We start from the raw sequence: 25,303 nt of genomic DNA, 5'->3' as shown, positions 1-25,303 counted from the left end.
GACAATCGAACTACACAACTTCCCGTCAACAACTCCTGGAGCTACGCTCGCCCCGTGCCGAAACCAGAAGTGGACCCCACCGTGTCGCTCGAGCTCAGTGTGGACCGGAGTTCTCCGGTGCCGTTGTACTTCCAGCTCTCCCAGCAGCTGGAGGCCGCGATCGAGCACGGCGCGCTCACCCCCGGCAGCCTGCTGGGCAACGAGATCGAACTGGCCGCACGGCTCGGCCTGTCCCGGCCCACCGTCCGCCAGGCCATCCAGTCGCTCGTGGACAAGGGTCTCCTGGTGCGCCGCCGCGGCGTCGGCACGCAGGTCGTGCACAGCCAGGTCAAGCGCCCCCTGGAGCTCTCCAGCCTCTACGACGACCTGGAGGCGGCCGGGCAGCGCCCCGCGACCAGGGTGCTCGTCAACACGGTCGTCCCGGCGACCGCCGAGGTCGCGGCCGCCCTCAACGTGACCGAGGACAGCGATGTGCACCGGGTCGAGCGACTGCGCCTCGCACACGGCGAGCCGATGGCCCACCTGTGCAACTTCATCCCGCCCGGCCTGCTCGACCTGGACACCGGGCAGCTGGAGGCCACCGGCCTGTACCGGATGATGCGCGCCGTCGGGATCACGCTGCACAGCGCCCGCCAGACGATCGGCGCCCGCGCGGCCACCGCCGCCGAGGCCGAGCGCCTCGCCGAACCCGAGGGCGCCCCGCTGCTCACCATGCAGCGCGTGACCTTCGACGACACCGGCCGCGCGGTCGAGTACGGCACGCACACGTACCGCCCGTCGCGCTACTCGTTCGAGTTCCAGCTGCTGGTGCGGCCGTAGAGGGATCAGCCGCCGCCCAGTTCGACACAATGTGCGGACAATGCAACACCCTGTTCCCAAGGGGCGCGGGGAACTGCGCGACCGGCCCGGGACGACCCGCACCCGGCGGCGAAGGCGCACCCCCGCCACCGCCCCATTCGGCACACAGCGTGAGCGTGCGGCAGAATCGGGCCTTGATGAGCACCTACGGCAACTTCACCGCCCCCATAGGCTCCCGCCGCGCCCCTGCACTGCGCACGGTCGGCACGAGGGAGCGCCGCTCGCACCTGACCGCACCCCGCGTGCCGACGGTGGGCATCGACATCGGCGGCACCAAGGTGATGGCGGGCGTCGTCGACGCCGACGGCAACATCCTGGAGAAGGTCCGCACGGAGACGCCTGACAAGTCCAAGAGCCCCAAGGTCGTCGAGGACACCATCGTCGAGCTGGTGCTGGACCTGTCCGACCGGCACGACGTGCACGCGGTGGGCATCGGCGCGGCCGGCTGGGTCGACGCCGACCGCAACCGCGTCCTGTTCGCGCCCCACCTGTCCTGGCGCAACGAGCCGCTGCGCGACCGCCTCGCGGGCCGGCTCGCCGTGCCCGTCCTGGTGGACAACGACGCCAACTCGGCCGCCTGGGCCGAGTGGCGCTTCGGCGCGGGCCGCGGCGAGGACCACCTCGTCATGATCACGCTGGGTACCGGCATCGGCGGCGCGATCCTGGAGGACGGCCAGGTCAAGCGGGGCAAGTACGGCGTCGCGGGCGAGTTCGGCCATATGCAGGTCGTGCCCGGCGGTCACCGCTGCCCGTGCGGCAACCGCGGCTGCTGGGAGCAGTACAGCTCCGGCAACGCGCTGGTCCGCGAGGCCAAGGAGCTGGCCGTCGCCGACTCCCCGGTGGCGTACGGGATCATCGAGCACGTCAAGGGCCAGATCGGCGACATCACCGGCCCGATGATCACCGAGCTGGCCCGCGACGGCGACGCGATGTGCATAGAGCTGCTCCAGGACATCGGCCAGTGGCTCGGCGTCGGCATCGCCAACCTCGCCGCCGCCCTCGACCCGTCCTGCTTCGTCATCGGCGGCGGTGTGTCCGCGGCCGACGACCTGCTGATCGCTCCCGCGCGCGACGCGTTCAAGCGCCAGCTCACCGGCCGCGGCTACCGCCCCGAGGCCCGTATCGTCCGCGCCCAGCTCGGCCCCGAGGCGGGCATGGTGGGCGCCGCCGACCTGGCCCGCCTGGTCGCCCGCCGCTTCCGCCGCGCCAACCGGCGCAGGGTCGAGCGGCACGAGCGCTACGCGCGCTACACCGAGGCCCGCCGTTCCCAGCGGGACAGCGCATGACGCCGTCCCTGCCGCACCAGTCCGCGCCCTCGGACGAGCCGCCCAGGCCGCCCGAGGACAGCCGGCACAAGATCCGCCGCCGGGCGCTGACCCTGCTCATCATCGTGCTGCTCATCGGCGTCCCGGCCGGCTACCTGGCGGTCTCCGCCAACCAGAGCCGCAACAGCGGCAAGGACAAGGAGGCGAAGTACGCGGCGACCGGCCTCACCAAGGGCTGGCCCTCGAAGGTGCAGCGCCGCCTCTACCAGGTGCCGATGCCGCACCCGTCGGGCAAGGTCGCGGCCTACGAGACCAACAACTGGAAGACCAGCCGGCTCTACGTCCAGTTCCAGACGCCGAAGGCCAACCTGGACGTCTTCCTGAAGGACATGGGCGTCAAGCGGTCCGACCTGAAGAAGGGCGAGATCACCATCAGCGCCCGCGACCAGAAGATCACCGGCTGGGACTTCACCAGCCCGGGCCCCTGGTACGGCCTGGTACACAAGCAGAAGGCACCGAAGCCGACCCAGGACGTCATGATGAGCCTGGGGAACAAGAACAACCCGTTCTTCTACGTCGTCTCCCGCACGGTTCCCTAGGCAGTGAGCAGGCGCGCCCCGGCGCCGTGACCGGAGCCGATTGTCAGACCCCGCCCGTAGAGTCGAAGACGTCTGATCCGATTCGCGGGCGGGAGGTGACAGGTCGTATGGGCGACACGGCTGCGGTGGCCGAGCGCGAGCAGGGCGCGGAGGTGTCCGTCCCCGTCCGGCTCGCGGCCGTCTTCCTGCCCGCGCCCCTGCCGAGGGACGGCCGGTTCGCCTTCTGGGACCCCGAGGACGGCCCGCTGCCCGCCGAGGACACCGAACTCACCGTCGTACGACCGCACGGCTCGGGCGTGCGGCGCAGGACCGCCCCCGCACTGTCCCTCCCGGTCGGCGAGGCCCTGCCCCTGCTCGTCCGGGCCCGGCGCGACCCCGCCGCCCACCCCGCCACCGCCTGCTGGGGCGCGGCGGCCCTGCACGCGCTGCGGCTCACCGCACGGGGACGCCTGCTGCCCGGCCTGACGGCCACCGGCCACGACGCCTGGCGGGCGGGTCCCCTCGACCCGGACGACATCGCGCATGTCCGTGCCGTCGCCGCGGCCCTTCCGTACGAGGGCCATGCGGTCCCGCTGCCCGGACCGGGCCCGCTCCGGCTGCCCGAGCCCGAGGCGCTGATGCGCGCCTTCCTGGACGCGGTCGCGGACACCCTCCCGCGCACCCCCGCCGCACCGCACGCGTCCGGCCGGCCCTTCGCGGACCGCCGTCCGCAGCATCTGCCCGACGCCGAGGACTGGGCCGCCGAGGTCGCCGCCGGCATGGACGCGGGCGTGCGCATCTCGCTCCGACTCGACCTGTCGGCCTACGAGTTGTTCGACCGGGACGAGGGAGTGCGCACCGCGGGCGCCGCGATCGTCCAGGTGCACAGCCTGGCCGACCCCACCCTGGTCGCCGACGCGGCGGCCCTGTGGGCGGGCGAGGCGGACGCGGCGTTCGGCCCCCGCGCGCGCGTCGACGCAGCCCTCGCCGTGCGTCGCGCGGCGCGGATCTGGCCGCCGCTCGACCGGCTCTCCGAGCAGGACGTGCCCGACGTCCTGCCGCTGTACGACGAGGAGCTGGGCGACCTGCTCGGCGTCGCGGCGACCCGGCTCGCGGCCGCCGGGGTCGCCGTGCACTGGCCCCGCGACCTGGCCCAGGACCTGAGCGCGACCGCGGTGGTACGGCCCGCACCGGGCTCCGCGACGGACGGCACCGCCTTCTTCGACAGCGAGGAACTCCTCCAGTTCCGCTGGCAGTTGGCGATCGGCGGCGACCCGCTCAGCGAGGCCGAGATGGACTCCCTCGCGGAGGCCCACCGCCCGGTCGTGCGGCTGCGGGACCGCTGGGTGCTGGTCGACCCAGCCCTCGTCCGTAAGGCCCGCAAGCGGGAGCTGGGCCTGCTCGACCCGGTGGACGCGCTCTCGGTCGCGCTCAGCGGCACCGCGGAGGTCGACGGCGAGACGGTCGAGGCGGTTCCGGTCGGCGCCCTGGCCGGCCTGCGCGACCGGCTCACGGCCGGCATCGGCCCCGCCGAGCCGCCGGCCGGTCTGCGGGCGACCCTGCGCGACTACCAACTCCGGGGCCTGGCCTGGCTGGACCTGATGACCTCCCTGGGTCTCGGCGGCTGCCTCGCCGACGACATGGGTCTCGGCAAGACCATCACCGTCATCGCGCTGCACCTCGAGCGGGCCCGCCGCGAGCCGACCCTGGTGGTCTGCCCCGCCTCCCTGCTCGGCAACTGGCAGCGGGAGATCGGCCGCTTCGCGCCCGGCGTCCCCGTGCGCCGCTTCCACGGCCCGGACCGCTCGCTGGAGGACCTGACCGGCGGCTTCGTCCTGACGACGTACGGCACGATGCGGACCACGGCACCGCGGCTGGCCGAGCAGCACTGGGGCATGGTGGTCGCGGACGAGGCGCAGCACGTGAAGAACCCGTACTCGGCGACGGCGAAGGCCCTGCGCACGATCCCGTCCCCGGCGCGCGTGGCGCTCACCGGCACCCCGGTGGAGAACAACCTCTCCGAGCTGTGGGCCCTGCTCGACTGGACGACCCCCGGCCTCCTGGGCCCGCTGAAGTCCTTCCGCGCCCGGCACGCGCGCGCGGTGGAGAACGGCGAGGACGAGGAGGCCGTGCGCCGGCTGGCCCGTCTGGTCCGCCCCTTCCTGCTGCGCCGCAAGAAGTCCGACCCCGGCATCGTGCCCGAACTGCCGCCCAAGACCGAGACGGACCACCCGGTGCCGCTCACCCGCGAACAGGCGGCCCTGTACGAGGCGGTGGTGCGGGAGTCGATGCACACCATCGAGACCTCGCAGGGCATCGCGCGCCGGGGCCTGGTGCTGAAGCTGCTCGGCGCGCTGAAGCAGATCTGCGACCATCCGGCGCTGTATCTGAAGGAGGAGGCCGTGGCCGACGGCCGCCTGCTCGCCCGCTCCGGCAAACTGGCGCTGCTCGACGAGCTGCTGGACACCCTGCTCGCGGAGGACGGCTCGGCGCTCGTCTTCACGCAGTACGTCGGCATGGCCCGGCTGATCACCGCCCATCTGGCCTCCCGCGCCGTCCCGGTGGACCTGCTGCACGGCGGCACGCCGGTACCGGAGCGCGAGCGCATGGTGGACCGCTTCCAGAGCGGCGCGACACCGGTCCTGGTGCTGTCCCTGAAGGCGGCAGGCACGGGCTTGAACCTCACCCGCGCGGGACACGTCGTCCACTTCGACCGCTGGTGGAACCCGGCCGTCGAGGAACAGGCCACCGACCGCGCCTACCGCATCGGCCAGACCCAGCCGGTCCAGGTCCACCGCCTCATCACCGAGGGCACGGTCGAGGACCGTATCGCCGAGATGCTTCAGGCCAAGCGCGCCCTGGCCGACGCCATCCTCGGCTCCGGCGAGTCGGCCCTGACGGAACTGACCGACCGCGAGCTCTCCGACCTGGTGTCGCTGCGGAGACCGGCATGACCCCGGGCCCGGCCGACGAGGCCCGCCGGGCGCTGAGGCAGGCGCGGGAGCGGGAGGGGGCAGCAGAGCAGGAGCCGGCCGCCACCTCGGGCGCGCCCGAGACGCCCGACGCACGCGATGAATCCGAGGCACGCGAAGCACCCGATGCACGCGAAGCACCCGATCTGCCCGACGCACACGATGTACCCGACGCGCGCATTGCACCCGGCGTGCCCGAGATGCCCGAGCGCGCCGAGCCGCGGCCAGGGGATGGCGCGCGCGCGGCGCTTCGCCGGTCGACCGCTTCGGCGCCGCCCGGCGAGACGCCGGACGTCGAACCTCAGGAGCCGGGGGAGGAGCACCGGCCGAGGCCGGCCGACCCTGCCCCGGCGCGCCCCGGAGACGTCGCGCGCGAGGCGCTGCGAGCCGCGCGAGCGGAGTCGCTGCGGGCGCGGGAGGAGACCGGGCGCCGGCCGCGGCGTCCGGCCGCCGACACCTCCCGTGGCGTCCCCCGCCGTCGTACGCCCGGCCTCCAGGCCCGGGACATGCGGGAGTTGCTCGCCGACGCCTTTCGCATGCCCGACGCGGCGGCCGGACCGGAAGAGGCGTACGACGACGATGTACGGCCGCGGGAGGGGAGCGACGCGCAGTCCCGTTCCGGCACGGAAGACGAAGTCCGGGAGAGAGCCCGACTCGGCCGCGCTCCTGCCGCCGCCGGCGAGGCACACCTGCCCGACCTCGCCCCCTCGCGCACGCCGTCCATGGCCGCTCCCGGCCGCGACGGCGAACTGCGCCGTACGTTCCCGGCGTTCCCGTCCCGTGCCTCGGCCTCCCCGTCCGACACCCGCTTCGCCGGGACCTGGTGGGGCAACGCCTGGGTCACGGCGCTGGAGGAGGGTGCCCTGGACGCCAAGCGGCTGGCGCGGGGCCGGAGTTACGCCGAGCAGGGCAACGTCGACGCCATCACCGTGACACCCGGACTCGTGCTGGCCTATGTGCGGGGCAGCCGCCCGCGCCCGTACCGCGTGCAGGTGCGGCTGCGCACACTGGACGACGCCGACTGGGCGCGGTTCCTGGACGCCGCCGCCGAGCGGCCGGGGCACATCGCGGCGCTCCTCGACAAGGAGCTTCCCCAGTCGCTCGCCGACTGCGCAGTGCCGTTGCTGCCGGGACCCCGCGACCTCGACCCCCACTGCAGCTGCCCCGACCGCGGCCACCCCTGCAAACACGCCGCCGCGCTCTGCTATCAGACGGCCCGTCTGCTCGACGCCGACCCCTTCGTACTGCTCCTGCTGCGGGGCCGAGGCGAGCGCGAGCTGCTCGACGCCCTGTCCCGTCTGAACGCCACCCGCGCGGCCCGCGCCGCCCGCGAACAGGCACCGGCCCCGCTCCCGGGCGTACGCGCCACGGACGTCCTCGCCCCACGCCAACTCCCGCCGCTCCCGACGCCGTTGCCCGTGCCTGCGCACCCCGAGCAGCCTCCGGTCTATCCGGCGGCGCCCGGCGGCCCCGACCCCTTCGCGCTGGACCAGCTGGCGACCGACGCCGCCACCCGCGCCCACGCCCTGCTCAGCACCGGCCGTGATCCGGTGGCGGAGCTGACGCTGTGGCAGGACGCGGTCCGGCTCGCCGCCGCCCGCCCCGGGTCCGGCCTCACCGCCGGCTCCCGCTCGCTCTACGCCTCGCTGGCCTCAGCCGCCGACCGCACCCCCGCCGAACTGGCCCGCGCGGTCGCGGCCTGGCGGCAGGGCGGCATCGAAGGTCTCGCCGTCCTCGAGGAGCCCTGGGACCCGCCGGCCGGACGCTTCGACCGCGCCCGCACGCTCCTCCTCGCCGCCGACCTCCCCGCCTTCCGCCCCTGGCGCAACCACCTCACCCATCCCCGCGGCCATGTCCAACTCCGCCTGGGCCGGGACGGGTTGTGGTACGCGTACGAGTCGGAACCTGGCCACGACGACTGGTGGCCCCGCGGCACCCCCGACCTCGATCCGGTCGGCGCCCTGACCGGCCTGGGCGCTTCGCCCGAGGGCTGACGGGTATGCACGTATGTGGCACGACCGACCAGGCGGCGTGACCGGCAACGAGCGTGGCCGCTGTCACCCGATGTGCCACTACACTCCGCGGTGGCACCACAGGGCACAGGCAGCAACTGGCCGAAAGCGAACGGGGAGAGGCATGGCTACGGGGGGATGGGGGCCGGGAAACGGCCCGGGTCAGCCTGGCGGCAACGGACCGGGAGGTCAGGGCTGGGGCGGCGGACCGTACGGACCACCGCAGGGCGGCCCCTACGGTCCGCCTCCACCGCATCCGGGGCCGTACCCGAACCAGCCGCCGTACCCGAACCCGAATCCGTACCCCTACGGTCCGCAGCCCACGCCGCGCGTTCCCGCTCGGCGCAGCGGCGGTTGCCTGCGCTACGTGTCGCCGTTCTGGCTCGTCGCCGCCATCCTGCGCTCCGCGCACCGCGTCGCCACCAAGCTCTTCGTGCAGGAGGGCGACGGCCGGATCGTGGACCGGACCGTGGACCGCGTCCAGGTGACCCGCACGGTGCTCGGTGCCGCCGCCACGGTGGCCCTGGTCTTCGTCTACAACGTGAACCCGGACCGCTGGTCGGACGCGGCGTACGGCAGCGCCGCCCAGATGCTCGTCGCCCCTGTCCTGCTGCTGGTCGCCGGGCCCTTGGTCATCCTCGGATTCATCTACTACGCGCCCGCGCACCTGCGGCCGCACATGCGCTCCCGGCTGCGCGCCCCGCTCAAGGCGGTCGGCTGGTACGTGCTGACGATCGTCGTCATCGGCGTGATCACGGTCCCGGCATCTCGGATCGGAACCGACGAACAGCCGACCGTGATGGAGTATGTGCTCCTCATCGCGGCGACGGTGGTGATCGTGTGGGGCATCCCCTTCTTCATCCTGGCTTCGCTGTACTCGGCCCGCAGCGCCTTCAACACCGCCCAGGTCCACCCGATGCTGCCGCCCGTGATCACCATGGCGCTGGTGTGGCTGTTCGCGATCTTCAACGTGATCGGCGACGGTCTGCCGGAGGGCCCGCCGGTCGTCAAGTTCTGCGCCATGCTCGGCGGGCCGCTGTCGGTGACCGGCGTCTCGCTGTGGGAGCTGCACCGGATGAAGACCCGGTTCGGCGTCACCCTGCGCGCCTGATCCGGAGCCGGCCGGCCCCTGCCGCGGCGAACCCTGGACCACCGGTGAAGGTGGTGTGAGGGTTCGCCGATGATCCGCGGGAGTCAGGTGTAAGGACGTGGGGCCCCGTATCCGGAGGGCCGGAATGGGCGGTTAGCGTGGAGCGGTGAACGAGACGAAGACCCCTGCCCTCCAGTACCGCTTCGACGGCCCGGAAGACGCCCCGGTCCTCATCCTCGGTCCCTCGCTCGGTACGACCTGGCACATGTGGGACCGCCAGGTGCCGGAGCTGACGAAGCACTGGCGCGTCTTCCGCTTCGACCTTCCCGGCCACGGCGGCGCGCCCGCCTACCCCGTGGGCTCGGTCGACGACCTCACCTCCCGGCTGCTGGCGACGCTGGACGCGGTCGGCGTCCAGCGCTTCGGTTACGCGGGCTGCGCGCTCGGCGGCGCGGTCGGCCTCGAACTGGCGCTGCGCCATCCCGAGCGGATCGCCTCCCTCGCGCTGATCGCCGCCTCGCCCCGCTTCGGCACGGCGGACGAGTTCCGCCAGCGCGGGGTGATCGTGCGCACCAACGGCCTGGACCCCATCGCGCGTACCTCTCCCGACCGCTGGTTCACCCACGGCTTCGCCGCCGCGCAGCCCGCGATCACCGACTGGGCCGTGCAGATGGTGCGCACCACGGACCCCGGCTGCTACATCGCCGCCTGCGAGGCGCTGGCCTCGTTCGACGTTCGCCCCCACCTCGGCGGCGTCGGAGTGCCGACCCTCGTCCTGGTCGGTTCCGAGGACCGGGTCACCGGCCCCGCGGAGGCCCGCACCCTGGTGGCCGGCGTCCCCGACGCCCGCCTCGCCGTCGTCCCCGGCGCCTCCCACCTGGTGCCGGTCGAGCAGCCGGCCGCCGTCTCCGACCTGCTGGTCCGGCACTTCTCCTCCCCCTGGAAGCCCGCCTTCGACTCGGACACCGGCCAGATGGCCATCCCCGCCGCGCCGGTCAAGCCGGTTCTGGGCGCCGCTCCTCCGCTGCCCGTGCCGGTCGCCGAGATCGCGCCCCCGGTGATCGTGCCCGGACAGCTGCCGGGACGGCACGACCCCTACGACACCGGGATCAAGGTGCGCCGCGAGGTGCTCGGCGACGCGCACGTCGACCAGACGCTGGCGCAGGCGGACGAGTTCTCCGGCGACTTCCAGGAGCTCGTCACCCGGTACGCGTGGGGCGAGATCTGGGACCGTCCCGGCCTCGACCGGCGTTCCCGCAGCTGTGTGACGCTCACCGCCCTGGTCGCGGGCGGCCACACGGACGAGCTCGCCTCCCACATCCGCGCCGCCCTGCGCAACGGCCTCACCCCCGGTGAGATCAAGGAGGTTCTGCTTCAGGCGGCCGTCTACTGCGGCATGCCGGCGGCCGGCCGCGCGTTCAAGGTGGCCCAGCAGGTCATAAGAGAGGAGACGACTCCCACCGAGTGACCCGCGAAGGGGCACGATGGGAGTCATGAAGCTCACGAAGAAGTCGCACAGCTGCGTCCGGCTCGAGAAGGACGGGCGCACGCTCGTCCTCGACCCCGGCGGATTCAGCGAGGAGGACGCCGCGGTCGGCGCCGATGCGATCCTCATCACCCACGAGCACCCGGACCACTTCGACGAGCAGCGGCTGAGGGCGGCCATGCAGGCCGATCCGGCAGCCGAGATCTGGACCCTCAGGTCCGTCGCGGAACAGCTCTCGGCCGCGTTCCCGGGCCGTGTACACACCGTCGGGCACGGCGACACGTTCACCGCGGCGGGCTTCGACATCCAGGTCCACGGCGAACTGCACGCCGTCATCCACCCGGACATCCCGCGCATCACGAACGTCGGCTACCTCGTCGACGGCGGCAGCGTCTTCCACCCCGGCGACGCCCTCACCGTCCCCGACCACCCCGTCGAGACACTGATGCTCCCGGTGATGGCCCCCTGGAACAAGATCTCCGAGGTCATCGACTACGTCCGCGAGGTCGAGCCGCAGCGCGCCTACGACATCCACGACGCCCTGCTCACCGACCTGGCCCGCCCCATCTACGACCGGCAGGTCGGCGCGCTGGGCGGTGCGGAGCACCTGCGGCTGGCCCCTGGAGCCTCGGCCGACCTGTGAGCGGACCCGGGCGGGACCACGTTGTCGGACCCGCCCGGTAGGTTGTGAGACATGCGCATCGCGACCTGGAACGTCAACTCGATCACCGCCCGCCTGCCGCGGCTCCTGGCCTGGCTGGAGAGCAGCGACACGGACGTGCTCTGCCTCCAGGAGGCCAAGCTGGCCGAGGAGCAGTTCCCGTTCGACCAGCTGCGCGAGGCGGGCTACGAGGCGGCGGTGAACGCGACCGGCAGGTGGAGCGGCGTGGCGGTGCTCTCCCGCGTAGGCCTCAAGGAAGTGGTCAAGGGCCTGCCCGGCGACCCTGGTTACGAGGGTGCCGTGGAGCCCCGCGCCATCTCCGCGACCTGCGGCCCGGTCCGCGTCTGGTCGGTCTACGTGCCCAACGGCCGCGAGGTGGACCACCCGCACTACGCCTACAAGCTCCAGTGGTTCGAGGCACTCAAGGCGGCCGTCGCCGGCGACGCGGCCGGCAGCCGCCCGTTCGCGGTGATGGGCGACTACAACGTGGCGCCGACGGACGACGACGTCTACGATCTGGCCGCCTTCGAAGGCCTCACCCACGTCACCCCGGCCGAGCGCGCGGCCCTCGCGTCATTGCGCGAGGCCGGCCTGACGGACGTCGTCCCGCGCCCGCTCAAGTACGACCACCCCTTCACCTACTGGGACTACCGCCAGCTCGGCTTCCCCAAGAACCGCGGCATGCGCATCGACCTGGTCTACGGCAACGAGCCGTTCGCCAAGGCGGTCTCCGACGCCTACGTGGACCGCGAGGAGCGCAAGGGCAAGGGCGCCTCGGACCACGCACCGGTCGTGGTGGACCTGGACGTCTAGGGACGGGCGTCCTCGCGAATCCCCGGACACGTCGACGCACGGCCGACTCCTCGCGCTGGCGGGTGGGACGAAAGACGCAGGGTGGAGCTGGAGAGACGGCAGTGACGCGTCAACGCGCCATGAGCGGGCTCGGCGCGATATCGCCCCGAAGCGAGCGCCTGCGCGCCTGTGGTGCGCACGCCGGTGCGAATGACACGCTGGGTGTATGAAGATCCCTTTTCTGGGCCACCGGCAGGAGAGTCAGGGCGTCCCCGACCCGGAGGGCATCGCCGAGCTTCTCTCCGAGTGCGAGCTGCTGCGTTCCCAGGCGTCCCAGGACGGCGTCCAACTGGACGACTCCGCCGCCTCGTTGGAGGCGCTGGATCAGTTGCTGCCGCGCTGGAGAGACGACGAAGAGGTGCTGCACTGGCTCGGCAACGACGCGGGCCTTTACCTGGGAACCGTCATCGTGCGCACCGTGACCGGTGCTGCCTGGGAGATCTGGCCGAGCGGCCAGCCCGTCGTACGGCTGGCCTCCGGCCGCGAGTTCGACGTCGTAGCCTCAGGGCACGAGTGGGCCGCGAGCGGGGTGCCCGAACTCTCGCAGCTGTACGGCGAGGTCGCGGAGGTGTGACCCGATGGACCTAAGATCGACGTAAATACGGCTTATGCCCGAAAAGTGCGTGTCGTGCGATCACTCCCTCCCGGTCCGGATAGTTTGCCGAGAGGACGACACAGCTGAAAGTGAGTTGGGCTGCGTATGGCCGTCGATCCGTTGATCGAACTCCATGACGTCAACATGTACTACGGGGAGCTGAATGTCCTGCAGGGCATCGATCTCACCGTCGGCAAGGGGGAGGTGGTCGTGGTCATCGAAGGAGGACGCCGACAAGCGGTCCCGCCGGCTTCCGGACCCCGTGGGGTCCGCCGGCGAACCGGCCCGTGACGGCATGACCGGATTCGCCGTCACGCACCCGACGGGCTTCGCCCGCTGCGCATCGAACCGCGTCGCCACCGGCCCGCGCAGCGAGCGCGCCCCCTTCCTGTCCGAGGTCCTCAAGCGCTGAGCCGAAGAGCCCCACCCGCCCGGCGGCAGCCGGAGATCACTGCTTGCGCAGCGGAATCGACACGTACGACGGGTCGTCCGCTGGCGAGGAGAAGGTCAGCTGAGCGCCGGACGGGTTGTGCTCGATGTAGAGCGGGTCGACCGTGTCGACGACCAGGGCGAGCCGGTGCCCTGCCGGGACGTCGTAGGCCGTGGAGAACAGATCCAGGTCGAGACCGAACGGCTTTCCGGGCGTGAGCCCGTGGAAGGTGTACGGCGCGTTGCTGACCAGCTTGCCGAGGCCGAGCGGCCCCACGTCGTACAGGTAGGCGACGAGGGTGCCGCTCTCCTTGGTCGGGGTGACCGTGGTGTGCAACTTGGCCGTACCGCGGATCTGTTGGGCCGTGCCGTACTTCTCCGACTGCCATACGGCGGCCCAGCGGCGGGGGAGCAGGGGGATCGAGGCGACCGGGGGAAGCTTGGCCACCTGGTCGAGGATGCTGGAGAGGAAGACGATCCCGCCGTCCGCCCCCGAGTCGACGTTGGTGTGGATCGTGGTGGTGCCGCCGAGGGCGATCTTCCGCTCGGTCGCGGCTACCGACTTCCAGTCCGGGTAGCCCTCGTAGCCGCCCGTGGAACGAGACTTGAGCTCCACCGGCTGCTCGCGGTCGATGCCGTTGTCCGCGCCCTTGAGGTAGTGGTCGAACCAGCGCTCGGTGTCCGTCCAGACGTCGTTGGGCAGTCCGAACAGCCCGGGCAGCTCGGCGGTCGCGTGGTCGCCGGGGCGGAACTCGAGGCGCTTTGGGCCGGTCAGTTTCTCGTAGAAGTCCGCGTTCTGGTTGGGCGGGAAGACCGTGTCGCCCCAGGCGTTGGCGAGCATGACCGCCGCGCCGTTCTTGTTGAGCTGGTCCACGTATGTCCCGGGGGAACGTTTCTTCCCCCAGTCGATGAGTTCCTGCTCCCTGGCCAGGTTGGACGCGTAGAAGTCGTCGAAGACCTGGCGTGTTTCGGAGCTCTGGCGGCCTGTGACCAGGCTCGCGCCGTCCAGCAGCCCGGCCGCCTGGACGTGCTGCGTGCGGCCGGAGTAGATCGATCCGATGAGATCGGCCCAGCCGCTGAGGGATGCCACCGCCTTGACCCGTTTGTCGTGTGCGGCCGTGAGCAGGCTGATGCCGGCGCCGTAGGAGACGCCCGCCATGCCGATGTGCCGTGGGTCCGCCGGGGTGTTGGCGAGTGCCCAGTCGATGACCTTGGACGCGTCGGCCGTGTCGGACGGCCCCGCCACGTCGATCTCGCCGCCGGACTGCCAGAATCCGCGCACGTTGTAACTGACCACGACATAGCCCAGGTTCGCGAGCTTCTGCGCCTGTGCGAGGTACTCGACCTGGGGGAAGCCCCAGCTCGTGGGGAGCACGAGCAGCGGGTGGCGCTGCGTGCCGTCGTCGCCGGCGGGTGTGACGACGTTCGCCTTCAGGACGGTGCCGGAGTCGCCGGTGATGTCGACGAAGCGGACGGCGCCGGCGGCCTGTGCGGTGGGGGCGAACCCGAGGACGCAGCCGGCGACCAGAGTCGCGGATACGGCGCCCACGGCGGTCGTGCGCAGGGCCTTGCGGTGGAGTCCCACGGGTCACTCCTCTCTCGTGTCAGTGCAAAGTGACCAGACGGTAACCTCCGTCCCTTACTGGAAGTAACCCGTCGGTAAGTTACGTGCCAGTAACGATTGTTGAAGTATGTCGGGCTTCAGGAGGCGCGGTGTGAACTGCGGGCGGATGTGCTGGTCGCAGGCAACTCCGTCTGCGCCGCGCGCGTCACGTCCGCGACCAGTTCGACGACGTCGGGGCCGTACGCCTGCGAGTTGACGACCTTCAGGAGCAGCACGAAGGAGCTGTTGCCGTGCTTGCGGGTGAGGCGCTCGTGGTTGCGGGCGAGATAGCGGGTCGCGGCCTGGTTGGTGATGGCGGTCTGGCCGCAGAAGAGGAAGACGGGCCGGGTGTTGGGACTCTGGCCGGCCGTCAGGCGGGCGAGCAGCGCGTACTCCTCCCGGCCCGGCTCCACGCGGTGGCGCTCGGTGCCGATCTGGAACGCGCCGCGGTCGGGGCCGGGTTCGGCGTCCACGTTCACCCGCACACCGGGGAGCATGGAGGCCAGATGCGCCACCATGCGCCGGTTGGACGCGGGGCCGCCCACGCAGAACTCGGTGCGTTCGCCGAAGCCCTGGCGTGCCGCGTCGTGCGGGAGTATCTGGGCGTGGGCGTTGCAGTCCTTGATGAGGGCGGCGAGTTCGAGGAGGGCGAACACGTCGTACCGCATCACCGTCAGTTCGGGCCCTCCGGCGCCGCGGTTCACCACGAGCAGTGACTCGGAGTTGTCCGGCAACCCGAAGAACGCCTGCTTGCGGCGCAGCTTCCGCTTCCACAGGTAGGTACGGGCCAGCCAGCCGAGCGCGGCACTGATGCCGGCGGCGACCACGCCCAGGACGATGTTGCGCACGTCGTCATTCATGGGCGCGCATGCTAGCGGGCCGCGGGAAACCCGTGTTCGAGTCGTTCCTGACGGGAACATGCCGGTGGATTAAGCTGCGCGGACGGTCTCTCACCGGAGGTGCGCATGCGTCGTCCTGTGGCACGGAAACTTTCCGTCCTCGCGGTCTCTGCCGCCGTGGTGTCGGTGGGCGCGGCAGCGCCACCCGCCGCGTCGAAGAGCGGCACTCCTGCGAAAGTTCCCGTCGCCGTCGGCTACGGCGGCGCCGTCTCGAGCGTCGACGCGGACGCGTCCGCCGCCGGCATCGAGGTCCTGAAGAAGGGCGGCAACGCGGTCGACGCGGCCGTCGCCACCGCCGCCGCGCTCGGCGTCACCGAGCCCTACTCCTCCGGCATCGGAGGCGGCGGCTACTTCGTCTACTACGACGCCAAGTCCCGTACGGTGCACACCATCGACGGCCGCGAGACCGCACCGCTGACCGCCGACTCGAACCTCTTCGTGGAGAACGGCAAGCCGCTCGCCTTCGCCGACGCCGTCAGCAGCGGCCTGAGCGTCGGTACGCCCGGTACGCCGGACACCTGGCAGACGGCGCTCGACCAGTGGGGGAGCAAGAGACTCGGCGCGGTGCTGAGGCCCGCCGAACGGATCGCCCGGGACGGGTTCACCGTCGACGACACCTTCCGCTCGCAGACGGCCTCGAACGAGGCCCGCTTCCGCTACTTCCCCGACACGGCCAGGCTGTTCCTGCCCGGCGGGCAGCTCCCCGTGGTCGGCTCCACCTTCAAGAACCCCGAACTCGCCCGCACCTACGAGGAGTTGGCCAAGAAGGGCGTCGGCGCGATCTACCACGGCGACCTCGGCAAGGACATCGTCCACACCGTGAACAAGCCGCCGGTCGACCCCGCCTCGGGCTGGAACGCCCGCCCGGGCAAGCTCTCGGACAAGGACCTCGCAGCCTACGGCGCCAAGCTCCAGGCACCCACGAGGACCTCGTACCGCGGCCTCGGCGTCTACTCCATCGCGCCCTCCTCCTCCGGCGGTACCACCGTCGGCGAGGCGCTCAACATCCTGGAGAACACGGACCTTTCGAAGGCGAGCGAGGTGCAGTACCTGCACCACTACCTGGAGGCGAGCCGGATCGCGTTCGCCGACCGCGGGCGCTGGGTCGGCGACCCCGCCTTCGAGGACGTACCGACGAAGGAACTGCTCTCGCAGAGGTACGCCGACTCACGGGCCTGTCTGATCAAGGACGACGCGGTGCTCACCAGCCCGGTGGCGCCCGGCGACCCGCGGCATCCGGCGTCCTGCGGCAGCGGCGGTACGGCGGCGCCCACGACGTACGAGGGCGAGAACACCACCCATCTCACGGTGGCCGACAAGTGGGGGAACGTCGTCTCCTACACGCTCACCATCGAGCAGACCGGCGGCAGCGCGATGACCGTGCCCGGCCGCGGATTCCTGCTCAACAACGAGCTGACGGACTTCTCCTTCACCCCGGCCAACCCGGCCGTGCACGACCCGAACCTGCCCGGTCCCGGCAAGCGGCCGCGCTCGTCGATCTCGCCGACGATCGTGCTCGACGGGCACAACAAGCCCGTGGTGGCGCTCGGTTCACCCGGGGGCGCGACCATCATCACCACCGTGCTGCAGACGCTGACCGAGTTCCTCGACCGCGGGCTGCCGCTGGTCGACGCGATCGCCGCGCCGCGCGCCAGCCAGCGCAACGCGGCCAAGACGGAACTCGAACCGGCGCTCTACAACGACACCAGCCCGACCGGCATCAGGGCCCAGCTGGAGGCCATCGGCCACTCCTTCAGCCTCAACCCCGAGATCGGCGCGGCGACCGGCGTGCAGCGGCTGCCGAACGGCGAGTGGCTCGCCGCCGCCGAGAAGGTGCGCCGGGGCGGCGGCTCCGCGATGGTGGTGCGCCCCGCGCGGTGATCAGAGTTCGGGGGCGGTCGGCAGGTCCTCCGTGCGGAAGGCCGGCCGTCCGTCCTCGACATCCACCGTCACCCGGCCGCCCTCCTGGACCCGGCCGTCGAGCAGCAGCCGGGAGAGCTGGTTGTCGACCTCGCGCTGGATGGTGCGGCGCAGCGGCCTGGCGCCGTACTCGGGCTGGTAGCCCCGCTCGGCGAGCCAGTCGACGGCCGCGTCCGTGAACTCGACCGTGACGCCCTGCGCGTGCAGCAGCCGACGGGTCCTCTCCAGCAACAGGCCGGTGATCTGCCGGAGTTGATCACCGGTCAGCTGGCGGAAGACGACGATCTCGTCGATGCGGTTCAGGAACTCCGGCCGGAAGTGCTCGCGCAGCGGACGCAGAATCTGCTCGCGCCGCGCCTCCTCGTCGGCGTCGGGGCCGCCCGACCCGAAGCCGATGCCGGCGGCGCGCCGGGTGATCGCCTCGGAGCCGAGGTTGCTGGTCATCACGATCACCGTGTTGGTGAAGTCGACCGTGCGGCCCTGGGAGTCGGTCAGCCGCCCGTCGTCGAGCACCTGGAGCAGGATGTTGAAGACGTCCGGGTGCGCCTTCTCCACCTCGTCCAGCAGCAGCAGCGAGTACGGGTGCCGGCGCACCACCTCGGTGAGCTGGCCGGCCTCCTCGTGGCCTACGTAGCCGGGCGGGGCGCCGACCAGCCGGCTGACGGTGTGGCGTTCCTGGTACTCGCTCATGTCCAGGCGGACCATGCGCTCCTCGCTGCCGAACAGGGCCTCGGCGAGGGCGCGGGCGAGCTCGGTCTTGCCGACGCCGGTCGGCCCGAGGAAGAGGAAGCTGCCGATCGGCCGGTCGGGGCTGGCGAGCCCGGCGCGCGAGCGCAGGACCGCCTCGGAGACCACGCCGACGGCCTCATCCTGGCCGACCACCCGCTCGTGCAGGTGCTCCTCCAGGCCGAGCAGCTTCTCCTTCTCCTCCTGGGTGAGGCTGCTGACCGGGATGCCCGTCTGCCGGGACACCACCTCGGCGATCGCCTCGGCCGTCACCTCCAGCTGCCCCTCGTCGGCCTTGTTCCCGCCGTCGGTGTCGGCGATCCGCTGCTTCAACTCCGCGATACGGTCGCGCAGTTGCATCGCCCGCTCGTACTGCTCGTCGGCGACCGACTGGTCCTTGTCGCAGGTCAGCTGGTCGATCTCGCGCTCCAGGGCGCGCACGTCGGTGCCCTTGGTGCGCGCCCGCAGCCGTACCCGGGCGCCGGCCTGGTCGATCAGGTCGATGGCCTTGTCGGGCAGGCGGCGGTCGGTGAGATAGCGGTCGGACAGCTCAACGGCGGCCACCAGGGCCTCGTCGGTGTAGCTGACCTGGTGATGGGCCTCGTAGCGGTCGCGCAGCCCGCGCAGGATCTCGATCGTGTCCGGCCCGGTCGGCTCGGGCACCAGGATCGGCTGGAAGCGGCGGGCCAGTGCCGCGTCCTTCTCGATCCGGCGGAACTCCTCCAGCGTGGTGGCGCCGACGATGTGCAGTTCGCCGCGGGCGAGCGCCGGCTTGAGGATGTTGCCGGCGTCCATGGCCCCGCCGCCCTCGCCGCCGCCTCCGGCGCCGACGACGGTGTGCACCTCGTCGATGAAGATGATCAACTTCTCGGAGTTGGCCCGGATCTCGCCGACGATGTTGTTCAGGCGCTCCTCGAAGTCGCCGCGATAGCGGGTACCGGCGACCACACCCGTCAGGTCGAGCGCGACCACCCGGCGCCCGAGCAGTACGTCGGGCACGTCCCCGTCGGCGATGCGCTGTGCGAGCCCCTCCACGATGGCGGTCTTGCCGACGCCCGCGTCCCCGATGAGCACCGGGTTGTTCTTGCCGCGGCGGGAGAGCACCTCGATGGTCTGCTCGATCTCCTCGTCCCGTCCGATGACCGGGTCGATACGGCCCTGCCGCGCCAGGTCGGTGAGATCGCGGCCGTACTTGTCGAGCGTGGGCGTGTCCGTGGGGCGGGGGCGCTCGCCGCCGCGCGGCGGGGCAGCCTCCGGCGCCTCGGGCGGCAGCCCCGAGGAGGCGAAGCGGGCCGCGTTGAGGATGTGCCCGGCGGCCGAGTCGGGGTTCGCGGCCAGGGCGCTCAGCACATGCTCGGGGCCGATGTAGCCGGCGCCGCTGGCCCGCGCCAGGTCGTGGGCGTCCAGCAGCGCCCGCTTGACGGCCGGCGTGAGGGAGAGCGAGGTGGGCGGCGGTGCCTCCTCCGCCGTGTGCTGGGCGGGGCCGGAACGCTCGTCGATCTCCGACGCCAGCGAGTCGGGATCGGCGCCGGCCCTGCTGAGCAGGCTCCGGGTCGGCTCGCTGGACAGCGCGGCGCGCAGCAGGTGCTGCGTGTCGAGGTCCCGGCTGCCGTGCTCGGCCGCGTACTGCGCGGCCCCCCGGACCAGCTCCCGGGCGGGCTGACTGAGCAGTCTCCCGATGTCGATCTGCCGGGGGCCCGACCGCGGGCCGCCGAAGAAGCGGGCGAGGAATTCGCCGAAGGGGTCGTAGCCCTCAGGGCCACTGAAGCCGCTGGTCATGGCCTTCCGTTCCGGCGTCCCGAGGCGCGGCCCGGGACGCGCTCGCTGATCGACGTGCTGGCCCACGCGGGTGCCCCAACAGGGCCCGGTCACACCACCTTCGCACGACCGCCGGACGGGGGCACGTCCAGGAGCGCGGGCACTTTCGACGTGCCGCCACGGCGTCGGCTCCACGTGCCTGCACGGCGTCCGTACGGCATACCTCCGGGGCGTCCGCGCGAGGTGCCTCAGGGCGTCCGCTCTCCGTGGTCCAAGGCCTCCGCACTCCGTGCCTCCAGGCGTCCGCGCGCGGTGCCTGGGGGTGTCCGGTCGACGTGCCGCTGAGGCGTCCGCGCACGGTGCCTGGGGCGTCCGGTGGCGGTGCGGCTACGGCGTCCGCTCGACGCGCCCTTACGGTGTCCGCTCGGTGAGCACGCGCGGCCCGCTCTCCGTGATCGCCACCGTGTGCTCCACATGGGCCGCGCGCGATCCGTCGTTCGTGCGCAGGGTCCAGCCGTCGTCCGCCTCGTGATAGCCGTCCCGGCCGCTGCCGATCAGCATGGGCTCGATCGCGATGACCATGCCGTGCCGCAGCGGGAAGCCGCGGCCCGGGCGCCCCTCGTTCGGGACCTCCGGGTCCTCGTGCATACGGCGGCCCACGCCGTGGCCGCCGAAGCCCTGCGGAACGCCGTATCCGCCGTCCCGGCACACCGTGCCGATCGCGTGCGCGATGTCGCCGGTGCGGTTGCCGACGACCGCCGCCCCGATGCCGGCCGCCAGCGCGCGCTCCGCCGTCTCGATCAGCCGTACGTCCGCCGGGCGTTGCTCGCCCACGACGAAGCTGATCGCCGAGTCGCCCGCCCAGCCGCCCAGTTCGGCGCCGCAGTCGATCGAGACGAGGTCGCCGTCGCGCAGGCGGTAGCCGGTCGGGATGCCGTGCACGATCGCCTCGTTCACGGAGGCGCAGATGACCGCCGGGAAGGGGGTCGGAGCGAAGGAGGGGCGGTAGCCGAGGAAGGGGGAGGAGGCCCCCGCGTCCCGCAGCACCGCCCGCGCCACCTCGTCCAGCTCCAGCAGGGAGACGCCCACGTCGGCGGCCTGCCGTACGGCCGTCAGGGCCTGCCCGACGACCTGCCCCGCCTCGTACATGGCGTCGATCGATGTGTCTGTCTTCAGTTCCACCATGCCAATTAATATACCGGCTTGTTAGACCGGATTAAAATGCGGGATTAGAATGACGGCATGGTGCGCACCCCTCTCACCCCCGAAGAGCGCGAACGCGGCGAACGGCTCGGCCGGCTGCTCCGCGAGGCCCGCGGCGGGCGGAGCATGACGGAAGTGGCAGCCGAGGCCGGGATCTCCGCGGAGACGCTCCGCAAGATCGAGACCGGGCGGGCGCCGACTCCGGCCTTCTTCACCGTCGCCGCGCTCGCCCGCGCGCTCGGGCTGTCGATGGACGAGCTGGTGGAACGGTGCGCCCTGCTTTCCGCGATGACGCGATGACGCGATGACGCGATGACGCGATGACGCGATGACGCGATGACGCGATGACGCGATGACGCGGTGAAGCTGTGACGCGGTGAAGCTGTGCCGCGCCTCGGTCAAGATCGGGCAATGAGGCTTCCGCACGCTCGCCGAAAACTCCCCGTAGCGCAGCCGTAACACGGCTGGTGTTGCCTACGGAACCGGAGTGTTCCGGTCAGGTGGGAGTTGAGCAATGGCTGTGGATCAACTCCCGGGCAGGGTGCGGGAGTTCGTGAACTACCTGAACGGCCTGCTGGCCCACCTGGACCAGGGCGGCGGTTGGTGCGCGGTGTTCTGGCAGCGCGACCCGCACGGCATGCGCGCCTGTCTCGACGGGCGTGAGGTGCCGCCGTGGGACGTGATCGAGGCGCTGCTCCAGGACCTCGCCGTCGTGTACGGTCCGGACGCCGCGGCCCGGGAGGCGGAGCGGGCCCGCCCGCTGCACGCCGCCGCGATCGCCGCGTACGACGTCCGTCCCGGCGGCCGGGACGCGCTCGGCGAGCGCCTCGACGCCATGCTCCGCGAACAGCGCCACGCCACCGAACGACGGCTCGAACTGGGCCGGTTGCTCACCTCCGCCGGCACCCGGCAGGAGGCCGAAGCCCTCCGCCTCGACCTCGCCTGGGCCCGCGACGACCACGAGCGAGCCACCGCCCGCTGCGCCGAACTCCGCGCCCGAATGGACAAGTTGGACCAACAGGCGCCAGGCCGCACCCCGGACTTCGACCACGCGCCAAGCACAGCCGCCCCGGCCCAGCCGGAGGGCCCCGCCCCTCGCGCAGCCGCCCCGGCCCCATCCTTCGGCCACGCCCCACGCGAAGCCGCCCCGCCCCAGCCCGTACCGCCCGAGCCCGTTCCATCCGAGTCCGCCTGGCCCGAGTCTGCTCGACCCGAGCCTGTCCGGGACGAGCCTGTACCGCCCGGGCCCATCCACTCCCGGCCCGCCCCGCGCGAGCCCTCCCCGCCCGGGCCAACTCCCCGGAGGCCCGACCCCGAGCTCGAGTCCGCCCCCGCCCCCGAACCGCGACCGGCCGCCCCCAAGCAACGCAGACGCCGCCGGGGCAGTGCCCGTTTCGCCGGGATGGTCGAGGAGGAGGGCGCGGCCGTCGTCGTGCCGTCCGCCGCCGGGCCGGTGCTGCCCGCCCCGGACGGCGGTGGGCGGGCGCCGCGTGGGGCCCGGTTCGCCGGCGTTGCCGCCGAGCGGCCGGAGCCGCGGGTCGAGGCGGTGGACGTGGCGGGGGCGCGCGAGGTCGCCGGGGCCGTCGCCCGGCTCGTACGGCTGCGGGGCGAGGGCCGGAGCGGCGAGGCGCACGTACTGCTCGCCGAGGCCGCCCACTGGGCGCCCGCCCGCCTGCCGCTGCTCGCCGAGGAACTCGGCCGGGCCGGGCTCGGCGCCGACTGGGCCACGCTGCTGTGGGAGGCCGCCTCACTGCCCGCCGGCCGGCTCGTCGCTGCGGCGGACGCGCTGGTCGCGGCCGGGCGCGGGGCGGACGGCGAGCAGATCCTGAGGCAGGGCGTCGCCCGGCCCGCCGCCGAGATAGGGCAGGCCGTGCTGGAGCTGGCCGCGCAGGGCCGGAACCGCGAGGTGCACGCGCTGCTCGACGCCTACGTCCGCGTCCGCACCCCCGAGGAGGCGGCCCGCAGCGCCGAGCCCGGCCCGGTGGCGCTCGTACCGCTCCTCCTGGAGGCTGCGCAGGGCGTTTCGGAGGAGCGACACTGGGATCTGGTGCACGCCCTCCGGGTCGCCGGTTTCGCCACCTGACACCCCCGACCACCGTCTGCCGACAGCCTCGACGCTCACCCACAGGAGTGCGAAACGTGATCGACTCGGCCGGTTGACGGCGATGGTCTTGGCAAGGCTCTCCCGGAGGCTTACGTTCATCCCTCTACGGCCCCGTCTACGGGCGTAGAAGCTCTGACGACACGCCGAAGGAGCAGCTCATGGCCAACGTCGTACGCGCCGCTCTGGTCCAGGCGACCTGGACCGGCGACACCGAGTCCATGGTGGCGAAACACGAGGAGCACGCCCGGGAGGCGGCCCGGCAGGGTGCGAAGATCATCGGTTTCCAGGAGGTCTTCAACAGCCCCTACTTCTGTCAGGTGCAGGACGCCGAGCACTACCGCTGGGCCGAGCCGGTGCCCGAGGGCCCGACCGTCAGCCGGATGCAGGAGCTCGCCCGCGAGACGCGCATGGTGATCGTCGTGCCGGTCTTCGAGGTCGAGCAGTCCGGCTTCTACTACAACACCGCGGCCGTGATCGACGCCGACGGCACCTTCCTCGGCAAGTACCGCAAGCACCACATCCCGCAGGTCAAGGGCTTCTGGGAGAAGTTCTACTTCAAGCCGGGCAACGTCGGCTGGCCCGTCTTCGACACGGCGGTCGGCAGGGTGGGCGTATACATCTGCTACGACCGCCACTTCCCGGAAGGCTGGCGCCAACTCGGCCTCAACGGCGCCCAGTTGGTCTATAACCCGTCGGCCACGCACCGCGGGCTCTCGTCGTACCTGTGGCAGCTGGAGCAGCCCGCCGCGGCCGTCGCCAACGAGTACTTCGTCGCCGCGATCAACCGCGTCGGCCAGGAGGAGTACGGCGACAACGACTTCTACGGGACGTCGTACTTCGTCGACCCGCGCGGACAGTTCGTAGGCGAGGCCGCCAGCGACAGCAAGGAGGAACTCGTGGTCCGCGACCTCGACTTCGACCTGATCGAGGAAGTCCGGCAGCAGTGGGCGTTCTACCGCGACCGGCGGCCCGACGCCTACGAGGGGCTGGTGCAGCCGTGAACGACCTGTACGCACGCCACCGCTCGGTCCTGCCCGACTGGCTGGCCCTCTACTACGAGGACCCGCTGGAGATCACGCACGGCGAGGGCCGGCACGTGTGGGACGCCGAGGGCAACAGGTACCTCGACTTCTTCGGCGGCATCCTGACGACGATGACCGCGCACGCGCTGCCCGAGATCACCAAGGCGGTGAGCGAGCAGGCCGGGCGCATCCTGCACTCCTCCACGCTCTACCTCAACCGGCCGATGGTCGAACTCGCCGAGCGCATCGCCCAGTTGAGCGGCATCCCGGACGCCCGTGTCTTCTTCACCACCTCCGGCACCGAGGCCAACGACACCGCCCTGCTGCTCGCCACGACCTACCGGCGCAGCAACACCCTGCTGGCGATGCGCAACAGCTACCACGGCCGCTCCTTCAGCGCGGTCGGCATCACCGGCAACCGCGGCTGGTCCCCGACCTCGCTGTCCCCGCTGCAGACCCTGTACGTCCACGGCGGCGTCCGCACCCGCGGCCCGTACGCCTCCCTCAGCGACGACGAGTTCATCGCGGCCTGCGTCGACGACCTCGAGGACCTGCTCGGCCACACCCGCCCGCCCGCGGCCCTGATCGCCGAGCCCATCCAGGGCGTCGGCGGCTTCACCTCCCCGCCGGACGGCCTCTACGCCGCCTTCCGCGAGGTGCTCGCCGAGCGCGGCATCCTGTGGATCGCCGACGAGGTGCAGACCGGCTGGGGCCGCACCGGCGACCACTTCTGGGGCTGGCAGGCCCACGGGCGCAGCGGCCCGCCGGACCTGCTCACCTTCGCCAAGGGCATCGGCAACGGCAGCTCCATCGGCGGTGTGGTCGCCCGCGCCGAGATCATGAACTGCCTGGACTCCAACAGCATCTCGACCTTCGGCGGCACCCAGATCACCATGGCGGCGGGCCTCGCCAACCTCAACTACCTGCTGGAGCACGACCTCCAGGGCAACGCCCGGCGCGTCGGCGGCCTGCTCATCGAGCGGCTGCGGGCCGTCGCGGCCCAGGTTCCGCACGTACGGGAGGTGCGCGGGCGCGGGCTGATGCTCGGCGTCGAGCTGGTGAAGCCGGGCACGGACGAGGCGGATCCCGAGGCCGCGTCCGCCGTGCTGGAGACGGCCCGGGCGGACGGGCTGCTCATCGGCAAGGGCGGCGGTCACAACACCAGCGCCCTGCGCATCGCGCCGCCCCTGTCCCTCACGGTCGCGGAGGCCGAGGAGGGCGCCGCGATCCTCGAACGCGCGCTGAGGAGCCTGTCGTAGCAGCGCACCGA

General features: G+C 72.2%; 19 protein-coding genes and 1 pseudogene. 16 read left to right on the top strand and 4 right to left on the bottom strand.

Annotated elements, in window-relative coordinates; translation table 11 throughout:
* The first annotated feature begins 81 nt into the window (after positions 1-81).
* The 11 genes and pseudogenes from ACGFYN_RS01555 to ACGFYN_RS01505 form a co-directional block, all read left to right on the top strand.
* The gene (locus ACGFYN_RS01555) at positions 82-819 is read left to right on the top strand and encodes a GntR family transcriptional regulator (RefSeq protein ID WP_393864144.1); all 738 of its coding nucleotides are present in this window, start codon (positions 82-84) and stop codon (positions 817-819) included.
* Positions 820-995: 176 nt separating this feature from the next.
* Complete coding sequence (locus ACGFYN_RS01550; RefSeq protein WP_393863678.1) at positions 996-2,144, top strand: ROK family glucokinase; 1,149 nt, start codon at positions 996-998, stop codon at positions 2,142-2,144.
* Positions 2,141-2,722 carry a sugar kinase gene (locus tag ACGFYN_RS01545; RefSeq protein ID WP_393863677.1) on the top strand — a complete coding sequence of 194 codons (582 nt, stop codon included), beginning with the start codon at positions 2,141-2,143 and terminating at the stop codon, positions 2,720-2,722. Before ACGFYN_RS01550 ends, ACGFYN_RS01545 begins: the two co-directional genes overlap by 4 nt.
* A gap of 107 nt (positions 2,723-2,829) precedes the next feature.
* Positions 2,830-5,655: an SNF2-related protein gene (locus ACGFYN_RS01540; RefSeq protein WP_393863676.1), complete on the top strand. Its 2,826-nt coding sequence runs from the start codon at positions 2,830-2,832 to the stop codon at positions 5,653-5,655.
* Positions 5,652-7,667, top strand: coding sequence for an SWIM zinc finger family protein (locus tag ACGFYN_RS01535; protein ID WP_393863675.1), 2,016 nt, complete (start codon positions 5,652-5,654; stop codon positions 7,665-7,667). The genes ACGFYN_RS01540 and ACGFYN_RS01535 overlap by 4 nt, the downstream gene beginning before the upstream one ends.
* Positions 7,668-8,052: 385 nt before the next feature.
* Positions 8,053-8,796 carry a hypothetical protein gene (locus ACGFYN_RS01530; RefSeq protein ID WP_393863674.1) on the top strand — a complete coding sequence of 248 codons (744 nt, stop codon included), beginning with the start codon at positions 8,053-8,055 and terminating at the stop codon, positions 8,794-8,796.
* 145 nt (positions 8,797-8,941) lie between these two features.
* Complete coding sequence (locus ACGFYN_RS01525) at positions 8,942-10,243, top strand: alpha/beta fold hydrolase (RefSeq protein ID WP_393863673.1); 1,302 nt, start codon at positions 8,942-8,944, stop codon at positions 10,241-10,243.
* 25 nt (positions 10,244-10,268) lie between these two features.
* Positions 10,269-10,904, top strand: coding sequence for an MBL fold metallo-hydrolase (locus ACGFYN_RS01520; RefSeq protein ID WP_393863672.1), 636 nt, complete (start codon positions 10,269-10,271; stop codon positions 10,902-10,904).
* A gap of 51 nt (positions 10,905-10,955) precedes the next feature.
* Positions 10,956-11,735: an exodeoxyribonuclease III gene (locus tag ACGFYN_RS01515; RefSeq protein ID WP_393863671.1), complete on the top strand. Its 780-nt coding sequence runs from the start codon at positions 10,956-10,958 to the stop codon at positions 11,733-11,735.
* 205 nt (positions 11,736-11,940) lie between these two features.
* Positions 11,941-12,348 carry a DUF6278 family protein gene (locus ACGFYN_RS01510; RefSeq protein WP_393863670.1) on the top strand — a complete coding sequence of 136 codons (408 nt, stop codon included), beginning with the start codon at positions 11,941-11,943 and terminating at the stop codon, positions 12,346-12,348.
* 126 nt (positions 12,349-12,474) lie between these two features.
* Positions 12,475-12,588 (top strand): annotated as a pseudogene (locus ACGFYN_RS01505) (amino acid ABC transporter ATP-binding protein); the annotation flags it as partial.
* Positions 12,589-12,817: 229 nt separating this feature from the next.
* On the opposite strand, the gene ACGFYN_RS01500 reads toward ACGFYN_RS01505, so the two are convergent.
* Together ACGFYN_RS01500 and ACGFYN_RS01495 are read right to left on the bottom strand one after the other, a co-directional pair.
* A complete protein-coding gene (locus ACGFYN_RS01500) occupies positions 12,818-14,383 on the bottom strand; it encodes a CocE/NonD family hydrolase (RefSeq protein ID WP_393863669.1) in 1,566 nt (521 codons plus the stop codon).
* A gap of 116 nt (positions 14,384-14,499) precedes the next feature.
* On the bottom strand, positions 14,500-15,261 hold the full coding sequence (locus ACGFYN_RS01495; RefSeq protein ID WP_393863668.1) for a hypothetical protein: 762 nt from the start codon (positions 15,259-15,261) through the stop codon (positions 14,500-14,502).
* Between the two features lie 105 nt (positions 15,262-15,366).
* Here ACGFYN_RS01495 and ggt point away from each other — a divergent pair, with 105 nt between their 5' ends.
* Positions 15,367-17,181: a gamma-glutamyltransferase gene (gene ggt / locus ACGFYN_RS01490; RefSeq protein ID WP_393863667.1), complete on the top strand. Its 1,815-nt coding sequence runs from the start codon at positions 15,367-15,369 to the stop codon at positions 17,179-17,181.
* Here the strand turns inward: ggt and ACGFYN_RS01485 are convergent, their stop codons facing one another.
* Both ACGFYN_RS01485 and map read right to left on the bottom strand, forming a co-directional pair.
* Entirely contained in the window at positions 17,182-19,725 is a 2,544-nt protein-coding gene (locus ACGFYN_RS01485) for an ATP-dependent Clp protease ATP-binding subunit (protein WP_393863666.1), read from the bottom strand.
* 390 nt (positions 19,726-20,115) lie between these two features.
* Positions 20,116-20,889, bottom strand: a complete 774-nt coding sequence (map, locus tag ACGFYN_RS01480; protein ID WP_393863665.1) for a type I methionyl aminopeptidase — start codon at positions 20,887-20,889, stop codon at positions 20,116-20,118.
* Between the two features lie 57 nt (positions 20,890-20,946).
* Here map and ACGFYN_RS01475 point away from each other — a divergent pair, with 57 nt between their 5' ends.
* From ACGFYN_RS01475 to ACGFYN_RS01460, 4 genes are all read left to right on the top strand, one after another.
* Complete coding sequence (locus ACGFYN_RS01475) at positions 20,947-21,207, top strand: helix-turn-helix domain-containing protein (RefSeq protein ID WP_393863664.1); 261 nt, start codon at positions 20,947-20,949, stop codon at positions 21,205-21,207.
* A gap of 214 nt (positions 21,208-21,421) precedes the next feature.
* Positions 21,422-22,990, top strand: a complete 1,569-nt coding sequence (locus tag ACGFYN_RS01470; protein WP_393863663.1) for a hypothetical protein — start codon at positions 21,422-21,424, stop codon at positions 22,988-22,990.
* 179 nt (positions 22,991-23,169) lie between these two features.
* Entirely contained in the window at positions 23,170-24,012 is an 843-nt protein-coding gene (locus ACGFYN_RS01465) for a nitrilase-related carbon-nitrogen hydrolase (protein ID WP_393863662.1), read from the top strand.
* The gene (locus ACGFYN_RS01460) at positions 24,009-25,292 is read left to right on the top strand and encodes an aspartate aminotransferase family protein (protein WP_393863661.1); all 1,284 of its coding nucleotides are present in this window, start codon (positions 24,009-24,011) and stop codon (positions 25,290-25,292) included. Before ACGFYN_RS01465 ends, ACGFYN_RS01460 begins: the two co-directional genes overlap by 4 nt.
* Positions 25,293-25,303 lie beyond the last annotated feature (11 nt).

Source organism: Streptomyces sp. NPDC048419, from assembly GCF_043200415.1.
Classification (GTDB): Bacteria; Actinomycetota; Actinomycetes; order Streptomycetales; family Streptomycetaceae; genus Streptomyces.
Note: the sequence above shows the minus strand (reverse complement) of the source record. Positions and strands in the feature narration are given on the sequence as shown.

Excerpts from the sequence above, each read along its gene's own strand:
- ACGFYN_RS01550 (WP_393863678.1), top strand. The coding sequence starts at position 996 with ATGAGCACCTACGGCAACTTCACCGCCCCCATAGGCTCCCGCCGCGCC.
- ACGFYN_RS01545 (WP_393863677.1), top strand. The coding sequence starts at position 2,141 with ATGACGCCGTCCCTGCCGCACCAGTCCGCGCCCTCGGACGAGCCGCCC.
- ACGFYN_RS01540 (WP_393863676.1), top strand. The coding sequence starts at position 2,830 with ATGGGCGACACGGCTGCGGTGGCCGAGCGCGAGCAGGGCGCGGAGGTG.
- ACGFYN_RS01535 (WP_393863675.1), top strand. The coding sequence starts at position 5,652 with ATGACCCCGGGCCCGGCCGACGAGGCCCGCCGGGCGCTGAGGCAGGCG.
- ACGFYN_RS01520 (WP_393863672.1), top strand. The coding sequence starts at position 10,269 with ATGAAGCTCACGAAGAAGTCGCACAGCTGCGTCCGGCTCGAGAAGGAC.
- ACGFYN_RS01515 (WP_393863671.1), top strand. The coding sequence starts at position 10,956 with ATGCGCATCGCGACCTGGAACGTCAACTCGATCACCGCCCGCCTGCCG.
- ACGFYN_RS01510 (WP_393863670.1), top strand. The coding sequence starts at position 11,941 with ATGAAGATCCCTTTTCTGGGCCACCGGCAGGAGAGTCAGGGCGTCCCC.
- ACGFYN_RS01495 (WP_393863668.1), bottom strand. The coding sequence starts at position 15,261 with ATGAATGACGACGTGCGCAACATCGTCCTGGGCGTGGTCGCCGCCGGC.
- ggt (WP_393863667.1), top strand. The coding sequence starts at position 15,367 with ATGCGTCGTCCTGTGGCACGGAAACTTTCCGTCCTCGCGGTCTCTGCC.
- ACGFYN_RS01485 (WP_393863666.1), bottom strand. The coding sequence starts at position 19,725 with ATGACCAGCGGCTTCAGTGGCCCTGAGGGCTACGACCCCTTCGGCGAA.
- map (WP_393863665.1), bottom strand. The coding sequence starts at position 20,889 with ATGGTGGAACTGAAGACAGACACATCGATCGACGCCATGTACGAGGCG.
- ACGFYN_RS01475 (WP_393863664.1), top strand. The coding sequence starts at position 20,947 with ATGGTGCGCACCCCTCTCACCCCCGAAGAGCGCGAACGCGGCGAACGG.
- ACGFYN_RS01470 (WP_393863663.1), top strand. The coding sequence starts at position 21,422 with ATGGCTGTGGATCAACTCCCGGGCAGGGTGCGGGAGTTCGTGAACTAC.
- ACGFYN_RS01465 (WP_393863662.1), top strand. The coding sequence starts at position 23,170 with ATGGCCAACGTCGTACGCGCCGCTCTGGTCCAGGCGACCTGGACCGGC.